The sequence below is a fragment of the Cohnella sp. GCM10020058 genome (assembly GCF_042683485.1).
Taxonomy (GTDB): domain Bacteria; phylum Bacillota; class Bacilli; order Paenibacillales; family Paenibacillaceae; genus Cohnella.
In genome coordinates this window covers 1,042,996-1,064,586 of the sequence record NZ_JBHUJV010000009.1, presented here as the reverse complement: position 1 = coordinate 1,064,586, position 21,591 = coordinate 1,042,996, and the positions used below count along the sequence as shown (strand labels likewise).

15 protein-coding genes are annotated in these 21,591 nt (G+C 54.7%); all 15 read right to left on the bottom strand.

Annotated elements, in window-relative coordinates:
* Nucleotides 1-32 precede the first annotated feature (32 nt).
* Nucleotides 33-1,271 (bottom strand): argininosuccinate synthase, encoded by a 1,239-nt coding sequence (locus tag ACFSR7_RS19875; RefSeq protein ID WP_378164536.1) that lies wholly within the window; start codon nucleotides 1,269-1,271, stop codon nucleotides 33-35.
* A 127-nt stretch (nucleotides 1,272-1,398) separates the two neighbouring features.
* Nucleotides 1,399-2,361, bottom strand: coding sequence for an ornithine carbamoyltransferase (gene argF / locus ACFSR7_RS19870; RefSeq protein ID WP_378164534.1), 963 nt, complete (start codon nucleotides 2,359-2,361; stop codon nucleotides 1,399-1,401).
* Between the two features lie 740 nt (nucleotides 2,362-3,101).
* Complete coding sequence (locus ACFSR7_RS19865; protein WP_378164532.1) at nucleotides 3,102-4,283, bottom strand: acetylornithine transaminase; 1,182 nt, start codon at nucleotides 4,281-4,283, stop codon at nucleotides 3,102-3,104.
* 61 nt (nucleotides 4,284-4,344) lie between these two features.
* Nucleotides 4,345-5,127: an acetylglutamate kinase gene (gene argB, locus ACFSR7_RS19860; protein WP_378164530.1), complete on the bottom strand. Its 783-nt coding sequence runs from the start codon at nucleotides 5,125-5,127 to the stop codon at nucleotides 4,345-4,347.
* 12 nt (nucleotides 5,128-5,139) lie between these two features.
* Nucleotides 5,140-6,366, bottom strand: coding sequence for a bifunctional ornithine acetyltransferase/N-acetylglutamate synthase (gene argJ / locus ACFSR7_RS19855; RefSeq protein WP_378164528.1), 1,227 nt, complete (start codon nucleotides 6,364-6,366; stop codon nucleotides 5,140-5,142).
* A 22-nt stretch (nucleotides 6,367-6,388) separates the two neighbouring features.
* Entirely contained in the window at nucleotides 6,389-7,462 is a 1,074-nt protein-coding gene (gene argC, locus ACFSR7_RS19850) for an N-acetyl-gamma-glutamyl-phosphate reductase (protein WP_378164526.1), read from the bottom strand.
* A 331-nt stretch (nucleotides 7,463-7,793) separates the two neighbouring features.
* Entirely contained in the window at nucleotides 7,794-11,300 is a 3,507-nt protein-coding gene (locus ACFSR7_RS19845) for an OmpL47-type beta-barrel domain-containing protein (RefSeq protein ID WP_378164524.1), read from the bottom strand.
* 145 nt (nucleotides 11,301-11,445) lie between these two features.
* Nucleotides 11,446-12,366 (bottom strand): YitT family protein, encoded by a 921-nt coding sequence (locus tag ACFSR7_RS19840; RefSeq protein WP_378164522.1) that lies wholly within the window; start codon nucleotides 12,364-12,366, stop codon nucleotides 11,446-11,448.
* Between the two features lie 223 nt (nucleotides 12,367-12,589).
* Nucleotides 12,590-13,721 (bottom strand): peptide chain release factor 2 gene (gene prfB / locus ACFSR7_RS19835; protein WP_378164521.1). Its coding sequence is split into 2 segments (ribosomal slippage): nucleotides 12,590-13,642 and nucleotides 13,644-13,721, totalling 1,131 coding nucleotides; the frame shifts between segments, so codons are not numbered across the junction.
* Between the two features lie 177 nt (nucleotides 13,722-13,898).
* Entirely contained in the window at nucleotides 13,899-16,415 is a 2,517-nt protein-coding gene (gene secA / locus ACFSR7_RS19830; RefSeq protein ID WP_378164519.1) for a preprotein translocase subunit SecA, read from the bottom strand.
* A 144-nt stretch (nucleotides 16,416-16,559) separates the two neighbouring features.
* Nucleotides 16,560-17,120 (bottom strand): ribosome hibernation-promoting factor, HPF/YfiA family, encoded by a 561-nt coding sequence (gene hpf, locus ACFSR7_RS19825; RefSeq protein WP_378164517.1) that lies wholly within the window; start codon nucleotides 17,118-17,120, stop codon nucleotides 16,560-16,562.
* A 222-nt stretch (nucleotides 17,121-17,342) separates the two neighbouring features.
* Nucleotides 17,343-17,540 (bottom strand): cold shock domain-containing protein, encoded by a 198-nt coding sequence (locus ACFSR7_RS19820; protein ID WP_143106717.1) that lies wholly within the window; start codon nucleotides 17,538-17,540, stop codon nucleotides 17,343-17,345.
* Between the two features lie 182 nt (nucleotides 17,541-17,722).
* Nucleotides 17,723-18,844, bottom strand: a complete 1,122-nt coding sequence (locus ACFSR7_RS19815) for a glycosyltransferase (protein ID WP_378164514.1) — start codon at nucleotides 18,842-18,844, stop codon at nucleotides 17,723-17,725.
* A 3-nt stretch (nucleotides 18,845-18,847) separates the two neighbouring features.
* Nucleotides 18,848-20,236, bottom strand: coding sequence for a CDP-glycerol glycerophosphotransferase family protein (locus tag ACFSR7_RS19810; protein ID WP_378164512.1), 1,389 nt, complete (start codon nucleotides 20,234-20,236; stop codon nucleotides 18,848-18,850).
* 91 nt (nucleotides 20,237-20,327) lie between these two features.
* Complete coding sequence (locus ACFSR7_RS19805; protein ID WP_378164510.1) at nucleotides 20,328-21,572, bottom strand: glycosyltransferase; 1,245 nt, start codon at nucleotides 21,570-21,572, stop codon at nucleotides 20,328-20,330.
* Between the last annotated feature and the right edge of the window lie 19 nt (nucleotides 21,573-21,591).

Genomic DNA, 21,591 nt, shown 5'->3' with positions numbered 1-21,591 from the left:
CGACATCCTTATTGGCGCTCCCTACCAACTACTTAAACGCCGGAAGCGCCGTTCACGCCGGACGATACTTTCAGGCGCAGCGCGTTCAGACGGATGAAGCCGGTCGCGTCGCCCTGATCGTACGCCTGGGTTGGGTCGGCTTCCATCGTCGCGATGTGCGGGTTGTACAGGCTGACCGGGCTCTTGAGGCCGGCGGCCAGGATGTTGCCCTTGTACAGCTTGATGCGCACGGTGCCGGTGACGTTCTTTTGGCTCTCGTTCACGAGCGCCTGGATCGCCAGACGCTCCGGCGCGAACCAAAAGCCGTTGTATACGAGCGTGCTGTACTTCGCGATGAGCGAGTCGCGCAGGTGCATGACGTCGCGGTCCATCGTGAGCGACTCCATCTTGCGGTGCGCGGTGAACAGGATGCTGCCGCCCGGGGTCTCGTACACGCCGCGGGACTTCATGCCGACGAAGCGGTTCTCGACCATGTCGACGCGCCCGATGCCGTGCTTGCCGCCGAGCTCGTTCAGCTTGTTCATCACTTCGAGCGGGGACAGCTGCTCGCCGTTGACGGCGACGACGTTGCCCGCTTCGAAGTCGAGCTCGACGTACTCGGCCTGGTCCGGCGCCTTCTCCGGCGACACGCTCAGCACGTACATGTCCTGCACGTCGTCCGCGCTGGAGTCGAACCACGGATCCTCGAGCATGCCGCTCTCGAAGGAGATGTGCAGCAGATTGCGGTCCATCGAGTATGGCTTGGCGGCGGACGCCTGCACGTTGATGCCGTGCTTCTCGGCGTAAGCGATCATCTCGGCGCGGCCCGGAAACGCTTCGCGGAACGCCTCGTCGCGCCATGGCGCGATGACTTTGATGTCAGGCGCTAGCGCAGCGGCGGTCAGCTCGAAGCGGACCTGATCGTTGCCCTTGCCGGTTGCGCCGTGCGCGATGGCGGTGGCGCCTTCGGCGCGGGCGATCTCGACCATGCGCTTCGCGATCAAAGGACGCGCGATCGAGGTACCGAGCAGGTATTGGCCTTCATAGAGCGCGCCGGCCTGGAACATCGGGTAGATGAAGTCCTTGGCGAACTCGTCCTGCAGGTCGTCGATGTAAACCTTGGAGGCGCCGGTCTTGATCGCTTTTTCCTCCAGGCCGTCCAGCTCTTCCTTCTGGCCGATGTCGGCCGTGAAGGTGATGATCTCTGCGTCGTACGTCTCCTTCAGCCACGTGAGAATGACGGAGGTATCCAGGCCGCCGGAGTAGGCGAGCACGATTTTTTCTTTTGCCATGGTGGGAATGAACGCTCCTCTATTGGAAAATGGATACATGCGCGTCGACAAGACGGCGATTCCGGCAAGCTGCGTCTCGAACGCCGCGCTCCGGTTCGCCGCCTCGCGAGTCGGCGCGGGTCGGATGCTACATGATCGCGGCCATGACGGCCTTCTGCGCGTGCAGGCGGTTCTCCGCTTCGTCGAAGATGATGGAGTGCGGGCCGTCGATGACGCCCTCGCTCACTTCCTCGCCGCGGTGCGCCGGCAGGCAGTGCATGAACAGGTAGTCGGACTTGGCGTGCTTGGCCAATTCCTCGTTGACCTGGTAGTTCTTGAACGCGCGCTCGCGCTCCTGCTGCTCGGCCTCGAAGCCCATGCTCGCCCACACGTCGGTGTAGATGATGTCGGCGCCCTCGACCGCCTCGCGCGCGTCGCGCACGATGTCGACCCGGGAACCGGATTGAGCGGCGAACTCGCGCGCCAGCTTAACCTGCTCCGCATCCGGATCGTAGCCCTCCGGCGATGCGCTGGCGAAGTGAATGCCCAGCTTGCTCGCGCCGATCATGAGCGAATGCACCATGTTGTTGCCGTCGCCGATGTAGGCGACCTTGAGGCCTTCCAGCTTGCCCTTGTGCTCGAGGATCGTCTGATAATCCGCGAGCGCCTGGCACGGATGCGACTGGTCGGACAGCGCGTTGATGACCGGGATGGTCGCCGAGCGCGCCAGGTCCACAACGTTGCGATGGCCGAACGTACGGATGATGATGCCGTCCAGATAGCGCGACAGCGTCTGCGCCGTATCGCGAATCGTCTCGCCGCGGCCCATCTGGATGTCGTTCTTGCTTAGGAACAGGCCGTGGCCGCCGAGCTGGAACATGCCAACCTCGAACGATACGCGCGTTCGGGTGGACGACTTTTCGAAAATCATGCCGAGCGTCTTGCCTTTGAGCGGTTGATACACTTCGCCGGACTTCTGCTTGCGCTTCAGATCGATGGCGAGGTCGAGCAGGTAACGGATCTCGTCAGGCTGGTAATCGACGAGCCCCAGGAAATCCCGCCCCTTAAGGCCTTGGGCGAGTTCTTCGGCGTTGGCAGCCGTGTTAGGCATGGCGATACCTCCTTGGTCAATGTAAAGGGACGTTGCGGTCCCGGAAATGCTTGAAGCGGAAGACGCTCCGGAGCGAGCGTCAGGGCACCCTCCTGGGAAAGACGAGCTCGCACGGATGCCAAGGGCTAGGCGCGTCGTTCTGGAAAGACGAGCTCGCACGGATGCCGAGGGCTAAGCGCGTCGTTCTGGAAAGACGAGCTCGCACGGATGCCGAGGGCTAAGCGCGCCGCCGCAGACACCGACGGAAGTGCCTTTGCAAATATTCGATCTGCCCCGCATACTTCGCACCCCATCCGGTTAGCTGCTATTCTGCAGTTATTTTCTCCCGAGCTGCGCCCTGGATGACGATTCCTGCATTTATACAGCTATTTTCACTCGAGTTGCGCCTTGGACGACAATTCCTGCATCTATGCAGCTATTTTCACCCGAGTTGCGCCTTGGACGACAATTCCTGCATTTATGCAGCTATTTTCACCCCTTCGCCGATCAGAAGCCGCTTTGCGAGAGAATAACTGTATATTTGCAGGCATTTGCCCGGAGAGGCCGTTTTTTTAAGCAAAAAGCTGCATATTTGCAGGTATTGCCCTGAAGAGATGTTTTTTGAGCCAAAAGCTGCATATTCGCAGGTATTGCCCTGCTCCGGCTTGCCCCTTAGCGCAAGGCTTAAGTTGTTGATAGCGCAATCGGCACCGGAGATAGGCAGCCTGCGCATACGGACGCTGCACGCCACCCGCGCTCGCTTAGTTCGACGTTTGAGCCGCAGCGGCTTCGGTCAGGACGGCAGCGATCAGCTCGACCGCGCGGTCGATGTCCGCGCGCGACACGAGCAGGCTCGGCAGCAGGCGAATGACCGTCGGTCCCGCCGAGACGACGAGCAGGCCGCGCTTATGCAGCTCGCTGATCCAATCGGCGACCGGCTCGGTGCACTGAATGCCGATGAGCAGTCCGCGGCCGCGGATCTCGGTAACGATAGGCAGATCCAGCAGCTTTTCGCCCAGCTTGGCGATCAAGTACTCGCCCGAAGCTGCCGCGCGCGCCGGCGCGTCTTGCTTCAGAATCGACTCGACCGTGGCGGCCACGACCGTCGAGGCGATCGGCGTGCCGCCGAACGTCGTCGCGTGCGAGCCGGCCGTAAAGGCCGGGATCAGCTTCTCCTTGCCGAGCATCGCGCCGACCGGGAAGCCGCTGCCGATGCCTTTGGCCAGCGTAAAGATGTCCGGCTCCACGTCATAGTGCTGGTGCGCGAACAGCTTGCCGGTACGGCCCATGCCGGTCTGGACTTCGTCCAGGATGAGCAGCAGGCCGTGGCGATCGCACAGTTCGCGGACGCCGCGCAGGAATTCGGGCTCGACGACGATGACGCCGCCCTCGGCCTGCACGAGCTCCAGCATGATCGCGGCCGTGCGATCCGTGATGGCCGCTTCCAGCGCCGGCAGATCGTGCAGCGGCACGTGGACGAAGCCCTCGGGCAGCGGCAGGAAGCCTTCCTTGACCTTGTCCTGGCCGGTCGCGGTCAGCGTCGCCAGCGTACGGCCGTGGAAGGACTGCGTAAACGTGATCACTTCATAGCGATTGTTGCCCAGCACCTTCTGGTGATAGCGGCGGGCCAGCTTAATCGCTGCCTCGTTCGCTTCGGCGCCGCTGTTGCAGAAGAACACGGCGTCGGCACAGCTGTTGTCGGTCAGCAGCTTGGCGGCTTTTTCCTGGAACGGGTTCACGAAAAGGTTGGACGCATGCCACAGCTCCCCGAGCTGCGCCACGAGCGCATCCTTCACCTCGTCCGGCACATGACCCAGGTTGGTGACGGCCAGGCCGCCCATAAAGTCGAGATACTCCTTGCCTTGATCGTCCCACAGGCGGCTGCCTTTGCCCTTGACGATCGCGATCGGATAGCGCCCGTAGGTCGGGAATAAGCTGCTCATGTTTTCCACTCCTTTAATGATTAGTTCGCGGGGGTCTCCGTTCGTCCCCCGCCGTTAATCGTTAACTCCGTACGATGCGGGTGCCGAGGTTGCCCTCGCCTACCGCACGGCTCAGCACCCGGGGCGCGGCGCCGTCGACGATCAACACCTCGCGCACGTCTCCGGTGAGGCAGGCCATCGCGGCCCGCACCTTGGGGATCATGCCGCCGTAGATCTCGCCGCTCGTGATCATCTCTTCGATCTGCGCGAAGGTGACCTGCGGCAGCACCTGCTTCTCTCCGTCCACCGTCCGCATGATGCCCGGCACGTCGGTCACGACGATCATCGTAGCGACGCCCAGATGCGAGGCGACAGCGCCCGCGGCGGTGTCCGCGTTGATGTTGTAGCGCTGGCCGGCCGCGTCGATGCCGATCGGCGCGATGACGGGCAGATAGCCGAGCGCCACGATCCCCTGGATCAGCTCGGCATTGACGCCTGTCACGTCGCCGACGAGGCCGACGACGTCCGCGTTCGCCACGGGCCGCGCTTCGATCAGCCGCCCGTCGGTGCCCGACAGGCCGAGCGCCTTCGCGCCGCTCTGCTGCAGCCGCCGCACGATCTGCTTGTTGATGCGGCCCGCGAGCACCATCTCGACGACCTCGAGCGTCGCCTCGTCGGTCACGCGCAGGCCGCCTTCGAAGCGGCTCTCGATGCCGAGCCGGCCGAGCGTCTCGTTAATCGCCGGGCCGCCGCCGTGCACGATGACCGGCTGCGCCCCGCTCTCCTGCAAGTTGCGCAGATCCTCGAAGAACGCGTCCGGCAGCGCGGCGAGCGTACTGCCGCCGCATTTCATTACGAATGCCATCGCTGCGCCCTCCTATGTCCGGTAAGCGGCATTAATCCGCACGTAATCGTAGGTCAGGTCGCAGCCCCAGGCGAGCGCCTGTCCGCTGCCCATATGCAGGTCGACGCGAATCGCGACCGTGTCGCCCTTGAGGTATGCCAGCGCTGCGTCTTCGTCGAACGCGATCGGACGGGACTGCTCCAGCACGAGAATGTCGCCGAGCCGAACGTCGACCGTATTGACGTTGAGCGGTACGCCTGCGCGCCCCGCGGCCGCGATGATCCTGCCCCAGTTGGCGTCCGCGCCGAACGCCGCCGACTTCACCAGGCTCGAGCCGATGATCGTCTTGGCGATCGCCTGCGCGTCCGCGTCGCTGGCCGCGCCCGCGACGGTCGTCTCGATCAGCTTGGTCGCGCCTTCGCCGTCGCGCGCGATCGACTTGGCCAGCTCTTCGCATACGTAGCGCAGCCCTTCGGCGAACGCCGCCCAGTCCGGATGTGCCTGCGTGAGCTCCGCGTTGCCCGCAAGCCCGTTCGCCATCGCGACGAGCATGTCGTTTGTGCTGGTGTCGCCGTCGACAGTGATCATGTTAAACGTTAGGTTCGTGATGTCGCGCAGCAGCGTCTGCAGCGCGGCAGAGCCGATGGCGGCGTCCGTCGTGACAAAGCCGAGCATCGTCGCCATGTTCGGGTGAATCATTCCGGAGCCCTTGGCCGCGCCGGCAATGGTGACCTCTGCGCCGTCCACGACGACGCGGACGCAGGCGGTCTTCTTGACCAGGTCGGTCGTCAGAATCGCCTGGCAAAAGTCGTCGGAGCCGGCCGCGTGGCCCTTCAACCGCTCAGGCAGCCGTTCGATGCCCGCGCTCACGCGGTCCATCTTGAGCGGTTCGCCGATGACGCCGGTCGATGCGACGGCGACCTGATGCTTCGCCACGCCGAGCGCCTCGGCGATCTGCGCGCGCATCGCGTACGCGTCGGCTTCGCCCTGGGCGCCGGTGCAGGCGTTGGCATTGCCGCTATTGACGAGCACTGCGGTCAGCAGGCCTTCTTCCGCCAGGCTCTCGCGCGTCACCTGCAGCGGTGCCGCCTGAAATAAATTGGTCGTATACACCGCCGCAGCCGATGCCGGCACCTCGCTGACGATCGCGCCGAGATCGTGACGCTCCGTTTTTTTCAGACCGCAGTGCAGTCCGCCCGCCTTGAAGCCCTTGGGCGTCGTCACGCCGCCGTCCGGCACGATGAGATAGCTCTTCCCCATGTCGCTCCCGTTCCCCCGTCCGTTATGGATAGACCGGCAGGAACGTCAGACCCGTCGTCTCGTCCCAGCCCATCATCAAGTTCAAATTCTGAATCGCCTGGCCCGACGCGCCTTTGACGAGATTGTCGATGACGGAGATGACCGTCAGGCGCCCCGTCCGCTCGTCGACGAGCACGCCGATGTCGCAGTAGTTCGAGCCGTACACTTCCTTGGTCGACGGATACGTCCCCTCGGGACGCACGCGCACGAAGGGCCGGCCCTCGTAAAACTGATTGTACAACTCGCGGAAATCGGCCGTCGTACGGCTCTTGTCCGTCAGGCTCGCGTACATCGTGCTCATAATCCCTCGAGTCATCGGCACGAGATGCGTCGTGAACGACACGGTCACCGGACCGCCCGCCGCGCGCGCCAGCGTCTGCTCGATCTCCGGCGTATGCTGGTGTTGGTGGACCTTGTAGGCTTTGAAGTTCTCGTTAACCTCAGAAAAATGAGCGCTCATGCTGAGACCCCGGCCCGAGCCGGACACGCCCGTCTTGGCGTCGACGATAATGCTGTCCGGGTCGATCCAGCCGGCCTTGACCGCCGGATACAGGCCGAGCGTCGTCGCTGTCGGGAAGCAGCCCGGATTGGTAATAAAGTCCGAGCCGCGCACTTCGTCGCCGAACAGCTCGCTCATGCCGAACACCGCGCGCTCGAGCTCGTCCTGCTGCGGCGCTTCTTTTTTGTACCAGTGCGCGTAGCTCTCCCTGTCCTTCAGGCGGAAGTCGCCGGACAGGTCGATGACCTTGAGTCCCGCCGCGAGAAACTGGCTCGCCAGCTTCGTGCTGACGCCATGCGGCGTCGCGAAGAAGACGACGTCCGCCTTGCCCGCGATCAGCTCGGGATCGACCGCGTCCAGGATGTCCGTACGGATCTCCGTCAGATGCGGATAACCGGCCGCGAAGGGCTCGCCCGCATTGGACGAGGAAATGACGGACGTGATCGTCACGTAAGGATGGGCGGCCAGCAGGCGGATCAGTTCGACCCCGCCGTAGCCGGTCGAGCCGACGATGGCGGCGCGCACCTTGGATGGCGCCGAGGATGATGAAGATGACATTTAGATGCACTCCTTGCTCTATAAAGGAATGGAACGCAGCGCGATGGTGGGCGCGCGCCCGCCGTTCATGGCAAACTATTCCCATTGTACCGGATCGCGATGGGGATGTCTAAAACAAGTTAAGCCCCGCCGCCGCGTCCCGGCTATGTAAGATGCAGCTGCGCAAGCGGCGCTGCGGGACGCGGCGGACGGCGGCTCGGCGGCTCGCGGGGTCCGGTTGTCGATGTGTATCATTATACATTCGAATGAGTATTTATTCAATGAAAGATTTGGACCTTCCCTTTAATTTAAAGAGGAGCGTGCAGACCGCACGCTCCTCAAATAACCGTTGTTAGTTTATCGTAAAGTGAATCGATTGCCAGCCTTCAACATTGCCCGCCATGTCCACCGTCCGGTAGGTTAGATCGTGATTGCCCGCGGACAAGCCGGCAATGGAACCCGCATAAGTGGTCAAAGCTCCCCCGTCGAGCATGTACTCGGTTCGCCAAACGCCCGACACGGAATCGGAGCCCCATAGATCGATAATCAGGGAGCTGTCATAGGTTTGATTTTCTGCTGCAGCAGCTCCATTAAACTCGATCGCAGTCGACGGAACCGCCGTATCGATTCCAAACAACGTAGTTTGGACATTTTCGATGTTGCCGGCTTTGTCGATACTTCGATACTCCAAGCTATGCAGGGCGCTGTAAGTAACCGAAACGACACTGGCATACGTAGTCCAGCTTCCGCTGTCGAGTCGATATTCAATACGGTCAACGCCAGCGTAATTGTCCGTTGCAGATAAGCTTAACGATACTGCACTGTTGTACCATCCATTGCTCCCGTTTGGCGATACAGGCGATATTGTTGCAGCGCTAACCGGAGCGGTATGATCCTGCACCAGATCGCCATGGTAAACGGCTACTCTAAGAAGATTGCCGCCCGGCGATACGGTACTCGCCGACCATGCGGCACCCGTCGCGGACACCAATACCGTGCCGCCCGATCCGACTGCAATAAAGCTGTTCGTCGATTCGTCGTATGCGACCGCATTTAAATCATAAGTCGTTCCGGAAGTACCTAACGTCCAATTGGATGCGTCTGAAGAATAAAGAATAAGTCCCGCAGTTCCGACTGCTACATACGTTCCGTTGCCATAAGCAATTCCCTTTAACTGCTTATTTGCGTACGTACTTAAAACCTGAGGCGTGCTGCTCCAGGTCACCCCGTCGGCAGACTTACTTATAACAGGATTCATCGAGCTTCCGCTCGGATACTTACCGACTGCAACGAATCTGCCGTTACCGTAAGCAATGGCATTATAATTCAATGCCGTGGGCGTCAACTGAATCGTCCAGTTCGAGCCGGTTGCAGAATAGGCTGTGTAGTTCAGGTTATCTACATTGCCGACCAGTACGAATTTCCCCGCTCCAAAGGCGCCGTCCTGGACAACTCCCATGGATTGACCCGATGTATAGTTGGTTGTCGTATTCCTGAAACCGTTTATGGTCTGTGTAAAGTGGATGCCATCGCTTGAAGTAAAGCCCGCAGTCGTGACCAGGTTTCCATTGCGCAGCCCCCCGGCAACGACATACTTGCCGTTTCCGTAAACCGCAGCATAAACCGGCATTTGCGAATTGATTTGATTTGAATCAAGCGTCTCGATCGGTCCCTGCCATCCTTGGGCGCCGCCCAAATAGCCGTAGCTCACTAAGCCTCCGTTAGGCGCGCTCCTCGAACCAATGGCAAGCAGTCGGTCATCCGCTACCGCAATTCCATCGTAATTCAGACTATCCGGAGAGATGTTTTGCCAATGGTCCAGCGTATTGGGCGCAGCATGCAAGCCGCTAGTACCGCCGATTACAATAGTGTTGGGCAGACCATCGTAGGTGGTTCCGACCAAAATCCCGCTTGAATTCGAAACGTTGCCGGAGCTATCGACTGCTTTGACTGTGAATTGATATGAAGTCCCAGGACTAAGATTCGAAACGGTATATACCGTCCCCATTACACTTCCCGCCAGAACACCGTCCCGGTATACCTCATACCCTTCGACGGCAACATTGTCCGTGGATGCGTTCCAGGTAAGACTTATAGCCGTTGTAGTGCGTCCCTGAACGGCAAGTCCCGCAGGTACGCTTGGAGGGGTCAGATCGGGCGGTAATGGCGTGACCGTTAACGTGTTGGAAGGACCGGTTTCTACGCCACCGACAAATCCGCTGACCTTATAATAATACGTGTCGCCGCCAATGACGCCGGTGTCGGTATAAGAGGTCGTATTAGTGTTGGAAATTTCCGCAAATGGTCCGGCTGCTGTCAGTGCCCGCTTGATACTATAGCTATCGGCACCGGCGATTCCATTCCATGACAGCTGTACTTTACTTGGCCCGGGTACGGCCGATAGCAACGTGGATAACGTCTGGACTGCAACAGCGGAGCTGGAAGGCGACAAGTTATTTTGAGAGTCCTTTGCTCTGACTGTAAAGCTATATGAACTGTTAGCGACAAGCCCTGTCGCCGTATAAGAAGCGGTTGTCGAAGTGCCGACCAGCGTTCCATCCCTATAGATGTTATAGCCATTTACCGGATAATAACCAGTGGATGCCTGCCAGCTTAGCTTGACGGAATTCGGCGACACCTCGGATGCCGTCAATTGAGAAGGGACATTGGGAGAGAGATTCAGATTAAACGTCTGGCTAGCCAGCACAGGCAGCTTGGAGGAGGTCGTTGTGTTATTGCCCAATTGTCCCTTCCCGTTATCTCCGAATCCGTATACCTGCCCGTTTTCTTGCAAGAGCACGACATGCCAGTAGCCGCCGGCGATCGCAAGCGTATTGCCGCTAACATTAGCGATTTGCGTAGGCGTATAAAAATTGCTCGTCGCCGTCGTGCCGCTTCGCGTGTAGTCGCCCCACGCTCTTACTTTTTTGTCGCTACCAAGAATCGCAGCCTGCGTGTTCCCCATAACAATATCCTTTACGCCCGACAAGCCCGAAATCTGCGTCGCCCCGTATGCCTGATTTAGTCCCGATTGACCTAAAATGTAAAACATATTGGTTCCCCAAGAATAAACGTTGCCGTTGACGTTCAAAGCCAGTGCGCCCATCCAAGCACCTCTGACCTTGGAAATGTTCGTTAGGCCAGCGATCTTGTTCGGCGTGGATATCGTCGAGTATCCGGCCAGGTTAACGACTTGTCGGTAAAAATTATCTCCCCACCCCGCCACCGTACCGTCAGCCATTACGGCATAAGATGTAGCTCTGGCCGCATTAATGGACTTTACAACCTGCGTCGGAAAAGCAGTTCCGCCGGGAAATGTAACTTGAAGCGGGAGCGTCGTATCGCCCGTGCGTCCAAGCTGACTGTAGCTATTGGAGCCCCAGGAATAAACCCTTCCTTGATTATCCAGTGCCAGACTGAAGTTATCGTAGGTACTGATCTCGACAATAAAAATACCCGATAAAGCAGCGATTAATTGAGGCGTTGCCTCAGAAGCCGATGTAGTCCCAAGACCCAACTGACCTACATCGTTGGCCCCGAACGCGTACACCTTACCGTTGTTTGTGAGTATTAAAGTATGTTTTTCACCACTAGCCAACTGGACAATGTCGGAATTATTGAAACCGAGAGTCGGAACTTTACGGTTGGTCGTCGTTCCGTCTCCCAGTTGATAGTTGTCATTTAACCCCCACCCATAAACGTTATTGTCCTTATCAATGACAAAGGTCGTCTGCCCTCCCGCAGTCAACGATAAATTGAGGCTGGCAGCTTGAGCGATCCCGACATTGGTCAGGACTGACATCATAATCAAGAGCAAAACTAAAAGCCGATTCGGTGTGCGTACTGCCTTAATAAACATTCTATCTCTCCCTAAATTTAGAATAAAATCCTTTTCCATCTTAAAGTTATATGCAGTTTTTTACAAGCAAAAAAAGGGCATACATCCATCAATTAACTGAATGCTACCCTTATTATTTAGCTTATTTGCACAAAATCGTTCTGTTTTATTTATTATGAAACCCTTCCCCCAGCACTTCAGCCGCGTTCGTAATAATGACGAACGCGCCCGGATCGGCGTCCTGCACGAGAAGCTTGAGGCGCGTCACCTCGTTCTGGCCGACGACGGTCATAAGCACGGGTCGCTGCTCGCCGGTAAAGCCGCCCTCGCCCTGCAGTTTGGTGAGGCCGCGGTCCAGGTCGATGAGCACAGCCTGCGACACCTTGTCGGGTTGCGTCGTCACGATAAACGCGGCTTTGGACGTCTGCAGTCCCGTCTGCACGACGTCGATCGTTTTGCTCGTGACGAACAGGCCGATGAGGGCATAGAGCGCGTTTTCGGGCGCAATGAGGATCCCGGCCGAGAGAATCACGAGGCCGTCGAGCGTGGCGACCGCAAGGCCGAGGCGCAGGCCGGTGAAGCGGTGCAGGATCTGCGCGGCCGTGTCGAGGCCGCCGGTGGAAGCCTGGCCGCGGAAGACGAGGCCGAGACCAAGCCCGACGCCGAGACCGCCGTAGATGGCGGCGAGCAGCGGGTTGTGCGTCGGCGGGGTCCAGTGCGCGGTGAGCAGCACAAACAGCGGCAGGACGATGGAGCCGACGGCGGTCTTGATGCCGAAGCGGCTGCCGAAGACGGAGAGCCCCGCGAGGAAGAGCGGGATGTTGAGCGTCCATTGGGTATAGGCGGGCTTGATGTCGGTCAAGTAATTGACGATGACCGAGATGCCGGACACGCCGCCGGAAGCAATCTTGTTGGGCAAGAAGAACAAATTGAAGCTGACCGCGATGAGAAAGGAACCCGCGAGCAGCAGCGCCATAGACACGGTGTTGCGGTAGAGCGGCGATCGCGGCTTGCGCCGGCGCTTGTTCGGCCTTGGCTCCGGATGAAGCGGAAGCTCCGCCCGATTCGCTTCGTTTGCATTTTCCATCGTATGAAGCCCACTTCCTTTTATTTTAGAGCGTTACTTCCATGCAAAAAAAGCAAGCTCCTCCACCTCGGCGGCGCGATAGGTTCACTTCGGACGGATGCCGGCACCGGTTCCTGATGAGCGGAGCCGTGCCGGCGATCGGAAGAAACGTTTCCTCGCGTTGCCATTAGTGTCGGAACTTGCTTCATGCTTTATTCGAACAAAGCGCGTGCGCCTCGGTCAATTATTCGGCAGTTGCCGCCGGATCCGTCTTGATCTGGCTGCGCAGGTAGCCGTCGATGAACGGATCGAGATCCCCGTCCATTACCGCCTGCACATTGCCTGTCTCGACGCTCGTACGATGGTCCTTGACCATGCTGTACGGGTGGAAAACGTACGAGCGGATCTGGCTCCCCCAGGCGATGTCGAGCTGTTCGCCGCGGATGGCGGCCAGCTCGGCCTGCTGCTCCTGAATCTTCTTTTCGTACAGCTTGGATTGCAGCATCTTCATGGCGCGGTCGCGGTTGGAAATCTGCGAGCGCTCCGTCTGACAGGCAACGACGATGCCGGTCGGCAAGTGAGTGAGCCGGATTGCCGAGTCGGTCTTATTGATGTGCTGGCCGCCGGCGCCGCTCGCCCGATACGTGTCGACCCGCAGGTCTTCGGGACGAATCTCGATCGTGATGTCGTCCGGAATCTCCGGCACGACGTCGCAGGACACGAACGACGTGTGGCGTCTGCCCGACGCGTCGAAAGGAGAGATGCGCACCAGACGATGTACGCCCTTCTCGGCTTTCAGGTAGCCGTAGGCATTGTAGCCGCGCACCATGATAGTCACGCTCTTGATGCCCGCTTCGTCACCCGGCAGATAGTCGAGCAGCTCCACCTTGAAGCCCCTCTTTTCCGCCCAACGCGTGTACATCCGGTACAGCATCGAAGCCCAGTCCTGCGACTCCGTGCCGCCTGCGCCCGGATGCAGCTCGAGGATTGCATGCGACTTATCGTACGGTTGGTTGAGCAGCAGCTGCAGCTCGAAGTCGTCAACCTTCTTGGACAGCGACTTGACGCTGCCGACCCATTCGGCTTCGAGATCCGCGTCCGACTCCTCCTCGAGCATTTCCTGCATGGCCTCGAGGTCCTCCTGCTCGGCCGCAAGCGTCGTATATTGCTCTACGACACCTTTGATGGCATTAAGCTCGGAGATGAGGCCCTGCGCCTTCTCGTTGTCGTCCCAGAAGTCGGGCGCGCTCATCTTCTCTTCGAAGTTCGCGATCATTTCTTGCTTGAGACCTAAGTCAAAGAGACCCCCTAAGGTACGTGAGTCGCTTCGCGGATTCGCGAAGGTCTTGCTTGGCTGTGTAGTCGTTAACGGCCATTTAAAATCACCTCATCGTAGAATACGGCCCGGCTTGCGGTCCGGTGTTAGCTTTGTATCAATCATGCTGCCTGGCGTCGTATGTCAGTCGCTACCGTTCGCCCGACATGCAAGAGCGATGCTCACCGGACGCGGCCCGGTTAGGCCGCCCGGCGGAGCACCGCTCCCGTGCCTCGAATCAGTCTATGCGACCGTGGCACATTTTGTATTTCTTGCCGCTGCCGCAAGGGCAAGGGTCGTTGCGGCCGATGCGCTGCTCCGGCGAACGCGCCGGACGCTTCGGTCCCGCCTCTGCCTTGGTATCGACGGCTTGGCCCTCGGCCACGGCTTCGCGCTTCACGTTGCTCTCGACTTGCGCCTTCATGATGTAGAGCGTCACTTCTTCTTCGATCCGCTCGATCATGGAGAGGAACATGTTGTGGCCTTCGAACTGATACTCGCGAAGCGGATCATTGCCGCCGTAGGCGCGCAGGTGAATACCTTGACGCAATTGGTCCATCGCGTCGATATGGTCCATCCACTTGCTGTCGACCGCGCGGAGAACGACGACCTTCTCGAACTCCCGCATCGTCTCTTCGCCGATCATTTCCTCGCGCTCGCTGTACAGCTGTTCGATGCGCGCCATGAGCAGCTCGACGATCTCTTCCTTTTCCTTGCCCCACAGCTCGTCCTTGTTCACGCGGTCTTCCGGCAGGAAGTTCGCATGCGCATAGCTTGCGAGACCCTCGAGATCCCAATCCTCTGGCACGTCGTCGCCCGGACAGTGTTTGTCTACCGCGCGCTCGACGACCGACTTGATCATCGGCATCACGACATCGCGAATCTTCTCTGAGCCGAGGATCTGGCGGCGATCGCCGTAGATCTTCTCGCGCTGCAGGTTGATAACGTCGTCGTACTGCAAGACGACGCGGCGGGCGTCGAAGTTGCTGCCTTCGACGCGCTTCTGCGCCGATTCGATCGCACGGGTGATGAGACGGCTCTCGATCGGGGAATCCTCGTCGAAGCCCAGACGCTCCATCATGCCCATGATGTTGTCCGCGCCGAAACGGCGCATGAGCTCGTCCTCCATCGACAGGTAGAACTGCGAGGAGCCCGGGTCGCCCTGACGGCCTGCGCGGCCGCGGAGCTGATTGTCGATCCGGCGGCTCTCATGCCGCTCGGTGCCGATGATATGAAGGCCGCCGTTGTCCGGCACGCCTTCGCCCAACAAGATGTCCGTACCGCGACCGGCCATATTCGTCGCGATCGTGACCGTACCCTGCTGTCCAGCGCTCGAGATGATCTCCGCTTCCTCGGCGTGATACTTGGCATTCAGCACCTGGTGCTTGATGCCCTTCTTCTTGAGCATTTCCGACACGCGCTCGGAGTTCTCGATCGATACCGTACCGACCAGTACCGGCTGCCCGGTCTGGTGACGCTTCACGATCTCCTCGACGACAGCGCGGAACTTGCTGTTCTCCGTCTTGTAGACGACGTCCGGGATGTCTTTGCGGATGTTGGTACGGTTCGTCGGGATCTGCACGACCTCGAGACCGTAAATCCGCTTGAACTCTTCTTCCTCCGTCTTCGCCGTACCGGTCATGCCGGCCAGCTTGCGGTACATCCGGAAGTAGTTCTGGAACGTAATCGTCGCGAGCGTCATGCTCTCGTTCTGTACGTTCAGGCCTTCCTTCGCCTCGATTGCCTGGTGCAGCCCATCGCTGTAACGGCGGCCGGCCATCAGGCGGCCCGTGAATTCGTCGACGATGACGACTTCCTCGTCCTGGACGACGTAGTCGACGTCGCGCTTCATGATGAAGCGCGCGCGCAGCGCCTGGTTCACGTGATGGTTGATCAGCACGTGCTCGTGCGCGAACAGGTTCTCGATGTCGAACGCCTGCTCCACCTTGGTCACGCCGGCTTCCGTCAGCGCGATGCTGCGCATTTTCACGTCGATCGTGAAGTCCTCGGTATCCGACAGCCGGCTCGCCACGCGGTCCGCCTGATAATACATCTGCGTCGACTTCTGCGCCTGGCCGGAGATAATCAGCGGCGTACGCGCCTCGTCGATCAGAATGGAGTCGACTTCGTCAATAATCGCGTAATAGAGCGGACGTTGAACCATCTGCTCCTTGTACAGCACCATGTTGTCGCGCAGGTAGTCGAAGCCGAACTCGTTGTTCGTGCCGTACGTGATATCGCACGCATACGCGGCTTGCTTTTCTTCATGGGAAAGACCATGCAGGTTACAGCCGACCGTGAGGCCTAAGAACTCATAGACTTGTCCCATCAGCTGGCTGTCCCGCTGAGCCAGGTAATCGTTGACCGTGACCACGTGCACACCCTTGCCGGCGAGCGCGTTCAGATAGACCGCGAGCGTACCGACGAGCGTCTTGCCTTCCCCGGTCTTCATCTCCGCGATCTTGCCGCTGTGCAGCACCATGCCGCCCATCAGCTGCACGTCAAAGTGACGCATCTTCAGCACGCGAAGCGCCGCCTCGCGCACGACCGCGAACGCCTCCGGCAGAATATCGTCCAACTCAAAATTTTCTTTATCCAGGCGATTGCGGAACTCGTCCGTCTTGGCACGGAGCTGTTCGTCGCTCAGCCCTTTAATCGAAGACTCCAGCTCGTTGATCTCATCGACCGTCTTGGACAGCCGCTTCACTTCGCGCTCGTTGGCGTCTCCGAATATCTTCTTCACTATTCCGAGCATATGATACCCCTTCCCCTATCCGGGATGACCGTATCTATATATTTTAGCAGTTTGGCGGGAGGGGGGCAAGGAACGTGACATATGTGTACGGACACATAAAAGACCTCGGCAATATGCCGAGGCCGGTTCATTTCATATTAGGGTTTAATCGGCTTCAATCAAGCCATACGTCCCATCATTCCGACGATAGACGACATTCATTTCCTTCGTCGCGGAATTGGCGAATACATAGAAATTGTGACCGACCAGATTCATCTGCAGAATCGCATCCTCAACCTCCATCGGCCTGAACTTGAACCGCTTCGTCCGCACGAGCTCGAAGTCCTCTTCCTCATCCAGCATGACTGCAGTGGCGGAAGACGATGCTCCCGGAACGGTTTCCTTAAAGATACGGGCTTGATTGTCCTGCTTCATTCTACGGTTCAATTTGGTCTTGTGTTTGCGGATCTGGCGCTCGAGTTTGTCCACTACGAGGTCAATCGAAGCGTACATGTCGTTGCTCTTCTCCTCCGCCCGGAGAAACATGCCCGGAAGCGGGAGCGTTACCTCAACTGCGCTGCTACCTTTGGTTACGCTAAGCGTTACTTGAACATCGGTTTCGGGAGGCGCTTCAAAATACCGTTCGAGCCTGGTTAGCTTCTTTTCGACATATTCCCTCAGGGCTGCCGTGACTTCCATGCGCTGACCGCGAATCGTATATTTCATATGCTGTTGCCTCCTTTGCTGACTTCATTTTAACATACCACGGAGGCCGATTTCAAAACATTCCGATGATTGTTTTGAATTTTCTGTTAACTTTGAAAATAGCTTTGAAAACGGTTAACTTAAGAGAAAAACCTCGGATTTCTCCGAGGCGGGGTGGCCATCAATCGTATTCAGGACCGATGTTCTATCTATACAAGCCGAACGCCCTGCGGCGCTCTATTATTAGATTTTGATAACGTTTGCTGCTTGCGGGCCGCGTGCACCTTGCACGATGTCAAATTCAACCGGCTGGCCTTCTTCAAGCGCCTTGTAGCCGTCCATTTGAATCGCGGAGAAGTGAACGAAAACATCGCCGCCTTGCTCTGCCTCGATGAAGCCATATCCTTTTTCTGCGTTGAACCATTTCACTTTACCTTGCATGTGCATAACATTCCCTTCATCTTCAATTCAATGGCATCAATGATTCCACTGCTATAGGCGATTTGGCCTGGCCCACAACGAGAATATACCATCATGGAAAGTTTTGTGTCAATGGGGATTTTGAAAGCGGTATCAATCTATGTGCATTAACTTATACTGCTGTGAATGAATCAAGCCACCGGTTACTCTAGTCCAGAATAAATTCTTTCTAACTCATGGATTTGATTTTCCAGTGAATATCCCGCCTTTGATACAATATCTTTGCAATCTGTACGCGAAAACCCTTTTGACAATTCAATGATTGCGTCATACCATGCATTAACCTCGAGCGGTAGAAATTGTAGGTTTTCTGTAATTTTCGATTCAGGCATGATATCGGCAGTGACCAAACATTTTAGTCCTGTAGTTTGTGCTTCAACTAACGTAAGATCCAGTCCGCCAAACCTAGATGGATTACAAAACACATCCATTGCCTGCATCAACTTAGGGACCTCTGTATCCGATTGACGTCCAAGAAGAAGCACATCTTCCTCCAGTCCAAGATCATGCACAGAATCCTTAATCGAGTTAAATTCCTCTCCATCTCCGATTAACATTAATTTTGCATTCGGTATTTCCTTGCTTACTTTTGCAAAAACCTCTATCAACATCTTATGATTTTTTTGATAAACAAACCTTCCGACATGTCCGATCACAAAAGAGTCTTCAATATTAAGTTTCACTCTATATTCCTTGCGAACTTTTGGACTAAAAGCAAACTTATTCGTATCAATTGCATTCTTGAGTATACGAATTTTCTCCTTTGGGATTTGGGGGCCATAAAGCCAATCCGCCGCTAACTGTGAGCATGCTACAAAATGCGTAGCATGATGTGGCATAAAAAGCTTTTTTTGCTGTTCATGCCTTTCAATTGCCTTTTGTCTTAAAATAGGATCACTTATACCAACCGCCATGTTGTGAGCATGAACAATTATAATAGGAATCCCCATTTCAATTGCGATCTCTTCGACAAGAAAGCTCTTCCAGTGCCCGGTGTGTAAATGAATAGCATCATAGCCTTCGGACAATATTTTTTTTAATTCCGATATAAATTGCTTCCTATTCTCTTCCGCATAGCAAGATACATAATGAACTTTGCATCCGTCACTCGTTAGTTCATCTTCAAAATCAAGGATTTTGCTAAAGGTTACAAAATCAAAACGAAACTTATTTTTGTCTATGAAGTCCCAGTTCCTCATTGAGTAGTGCGTTATACCACCGCGTTGATTGACAATTGGCAATTGGAGAACCTTTATTTTCTTCATTAGTTATTCCCCCAATGCTTTTAAATCGTGTACACCAATCCCTAATAATTCACGCGCCAGCGCAAGTACTCGCTCCGATGAATTGCCATCCGTATATTTATGCGTAATTCGCTTTAAACGCTCTCTATCCTGTTTAAATTTATCTTCACCGTATAACGAATCAAAAATAGCTTTTTGAAATTGATTATAAGCCAGGGTTATTTCGCCAGGCATCCAGGCATCATAGGGCTCCATCATTAATCCCCTTGTTTTGCTATATTCATCAAGATCTAGGGGGGTAAAGATGATAGGCTTGTCCGTAAGCAAGAAGTCTATAATAATGGAAGAATAATCCGAAATAAGACAATCTATGCCATTTAAAATTTCATAAAGGTCTATGTCGTGGGCAAGCAGCATATCATCTGTAACTTCTACTATGTTGAGTGAGTCATTAAACATATTCCCACTGAGTTGAATGGAATGTTTCTTATATAGAAATAAAATATCATTTTCATTAAGAAATTTGTTGAATAATATCTCGTCATACCCGGGCATGTCGCTAACAAATGCCGCACGGTTTCCGTTCTTCGTATACAGCGACTCTCTATACGTGGGCGCATAAAATATAACTTTACGCTGATTTATCGGACCACAGAGTTTTTCAAGCTTTTTTTTACCATCTGATTTGAAAATCATATCGTTACGAGGATACCCAGTAACTATAAACTTTTCATATTCAAGTCTAAGACAGTATCCCATAAAAACACTATATAAATGCGACATAGAGCAGATTGCTGACTTCTTACTAAAAATTTCGTTTTTGCTTACGGACAAGCTTCTTTCGGTTTCTTCTTGGCTCATAAAATATAGCGTCTTTATTGTAAACCCATGCCATAATTCTATCGACTTTTTATTACCGCACTGTTCACTTGCTTGCGTTATCACAAGGCTGCTAGAAAGATAATGATAAAAGTACTCACTATCTACTTTGGAGGCCTTTACAAGAGTCACTTCAATGTCATTGTATGGATTATAAGAGCTGAGCGCCTTCGATAGTGCACCTGCGTTGAAATGACCGATAACACAGACTTTATTAGGTATTTCCTTGATTTCTCCATATGGTTCTAGATTTATTTTTGACAACTCAGATGTCCCATAATTATTCGGAATAAAAAACTCTTTTATTCCCATATCGTAGAGTTGCTGTGCAATTTCGAGATGATAATTGCTCGTGATTATTACTTCTAAGCCTCTATTGATAATACCCTCGGGATTAATGATTAACAAATCTAGAAGTTTAGTTCCATGCTTCTCGAAATTATTATCTGCAAAACAGACAATATCATATTCATCTTTCAGTAAGGTATAATATGCTTTACCTAACGTACCGGCGCCGAATATTACAAACTTCATGCAATCACGCGTCCTTGTTTTAGCAGCTTAATTTTCAGATGATTTAATTATGTTTTGGTTTGTATAAGTTAACATTTTACTATTACCCGCGCTATTTAAAAAGTTCTAAATATTTTTCTGCGCCCCCAGTGCCATCGTAACCGGCATTACTTTCTGCGAGTCTTTGGCGTTCTTTTGGATTATTTAGCAAATAAATAATGTCGGAGGCAAGTTGTTCAGAATCAAATTCACAAATTATCCCATTTACTCCATCTATAATTTGTTCTTTCACAGAAGAAAAATTAGTTGTTATTATTGGGCAATTCAGGCTCATTGCTTCTTCTATCGAAAGCGGACGTCCTTCAAATAACGAAGTTTGCACATATAAAGTGCAGTTTTTGTAGTAAGGAAAAGGATTTTGACGCTCACCGAGAAATAAAACGTGTGAATTAAGATTTAATGTCTCAAGCACAGAGTTGCATTTTTTTAAATATGCATCTTCATAATTACCTCCAAGAACAAACCAGCGAAAATTCACTCCTAAATCCTTCAGCTTTTTGGCCGTTAATAAGAGCAGTTCAATGCCTTTTTGTGGATGGATTCTTGCTATGGTTAATAGATTATTTTCATTCCCCCGGTACTCTTCAGGGTAATACGCTTCTGCATCCCTTAATATCCGTTCCATATTGTTAATGTTTATGAGAACCTTAACTTTATGCGCCAGTTCAGGAAAGAACGAGCGAAACGAATCGGCATTCTGATTGGCTATACAAACAATACCGTTCATCTGCTCGTAATATTTTTTTTCATAGCGATACAATGACTCTTCATGTTCTTTTGATTCTGTAGCTGCTTTAATATCGAAATGCAAAAAAACAAATTTATTTTTTGCGTTCACTTTTTCGGCCACAATTTTCAAAGGCAAGGAATTTTTAATTGCTATCGCAATATCGTACCCGCTATATTCTGGACACAGTTCTTTCAGCAATTCCCAATTCTCTTCGTGGCGCACGCCGATAGGTTTTACTTTAAATTCAGAGTCTATGTTACGTGCGTTAATAAAATTCCTTATTTGCACACTCTTTAAATGACCAGAAGATTCAAGTTCTTTCATAAGGCTAGGAGACCACTTCGAATACTGTTTCAAAAAAGGCAGAACATTTACATGACTTGGAATCAAATCAAACATCTTGGCACTATCTTGTTCATCATCAAAAAGTAGAAGGTCTATTTCGTACCGGTCAACTGGAAACAATTCTAAAAGGTTCAAAAGAAACCTTTCAGTCCCCCCGCAAACTCGAAAGGTTGTAAAAGCAATTAACATTTTTATCTTTTTTGCATCAGTGTTATTTAACATCGTTTTCTCCTTGCTTTAA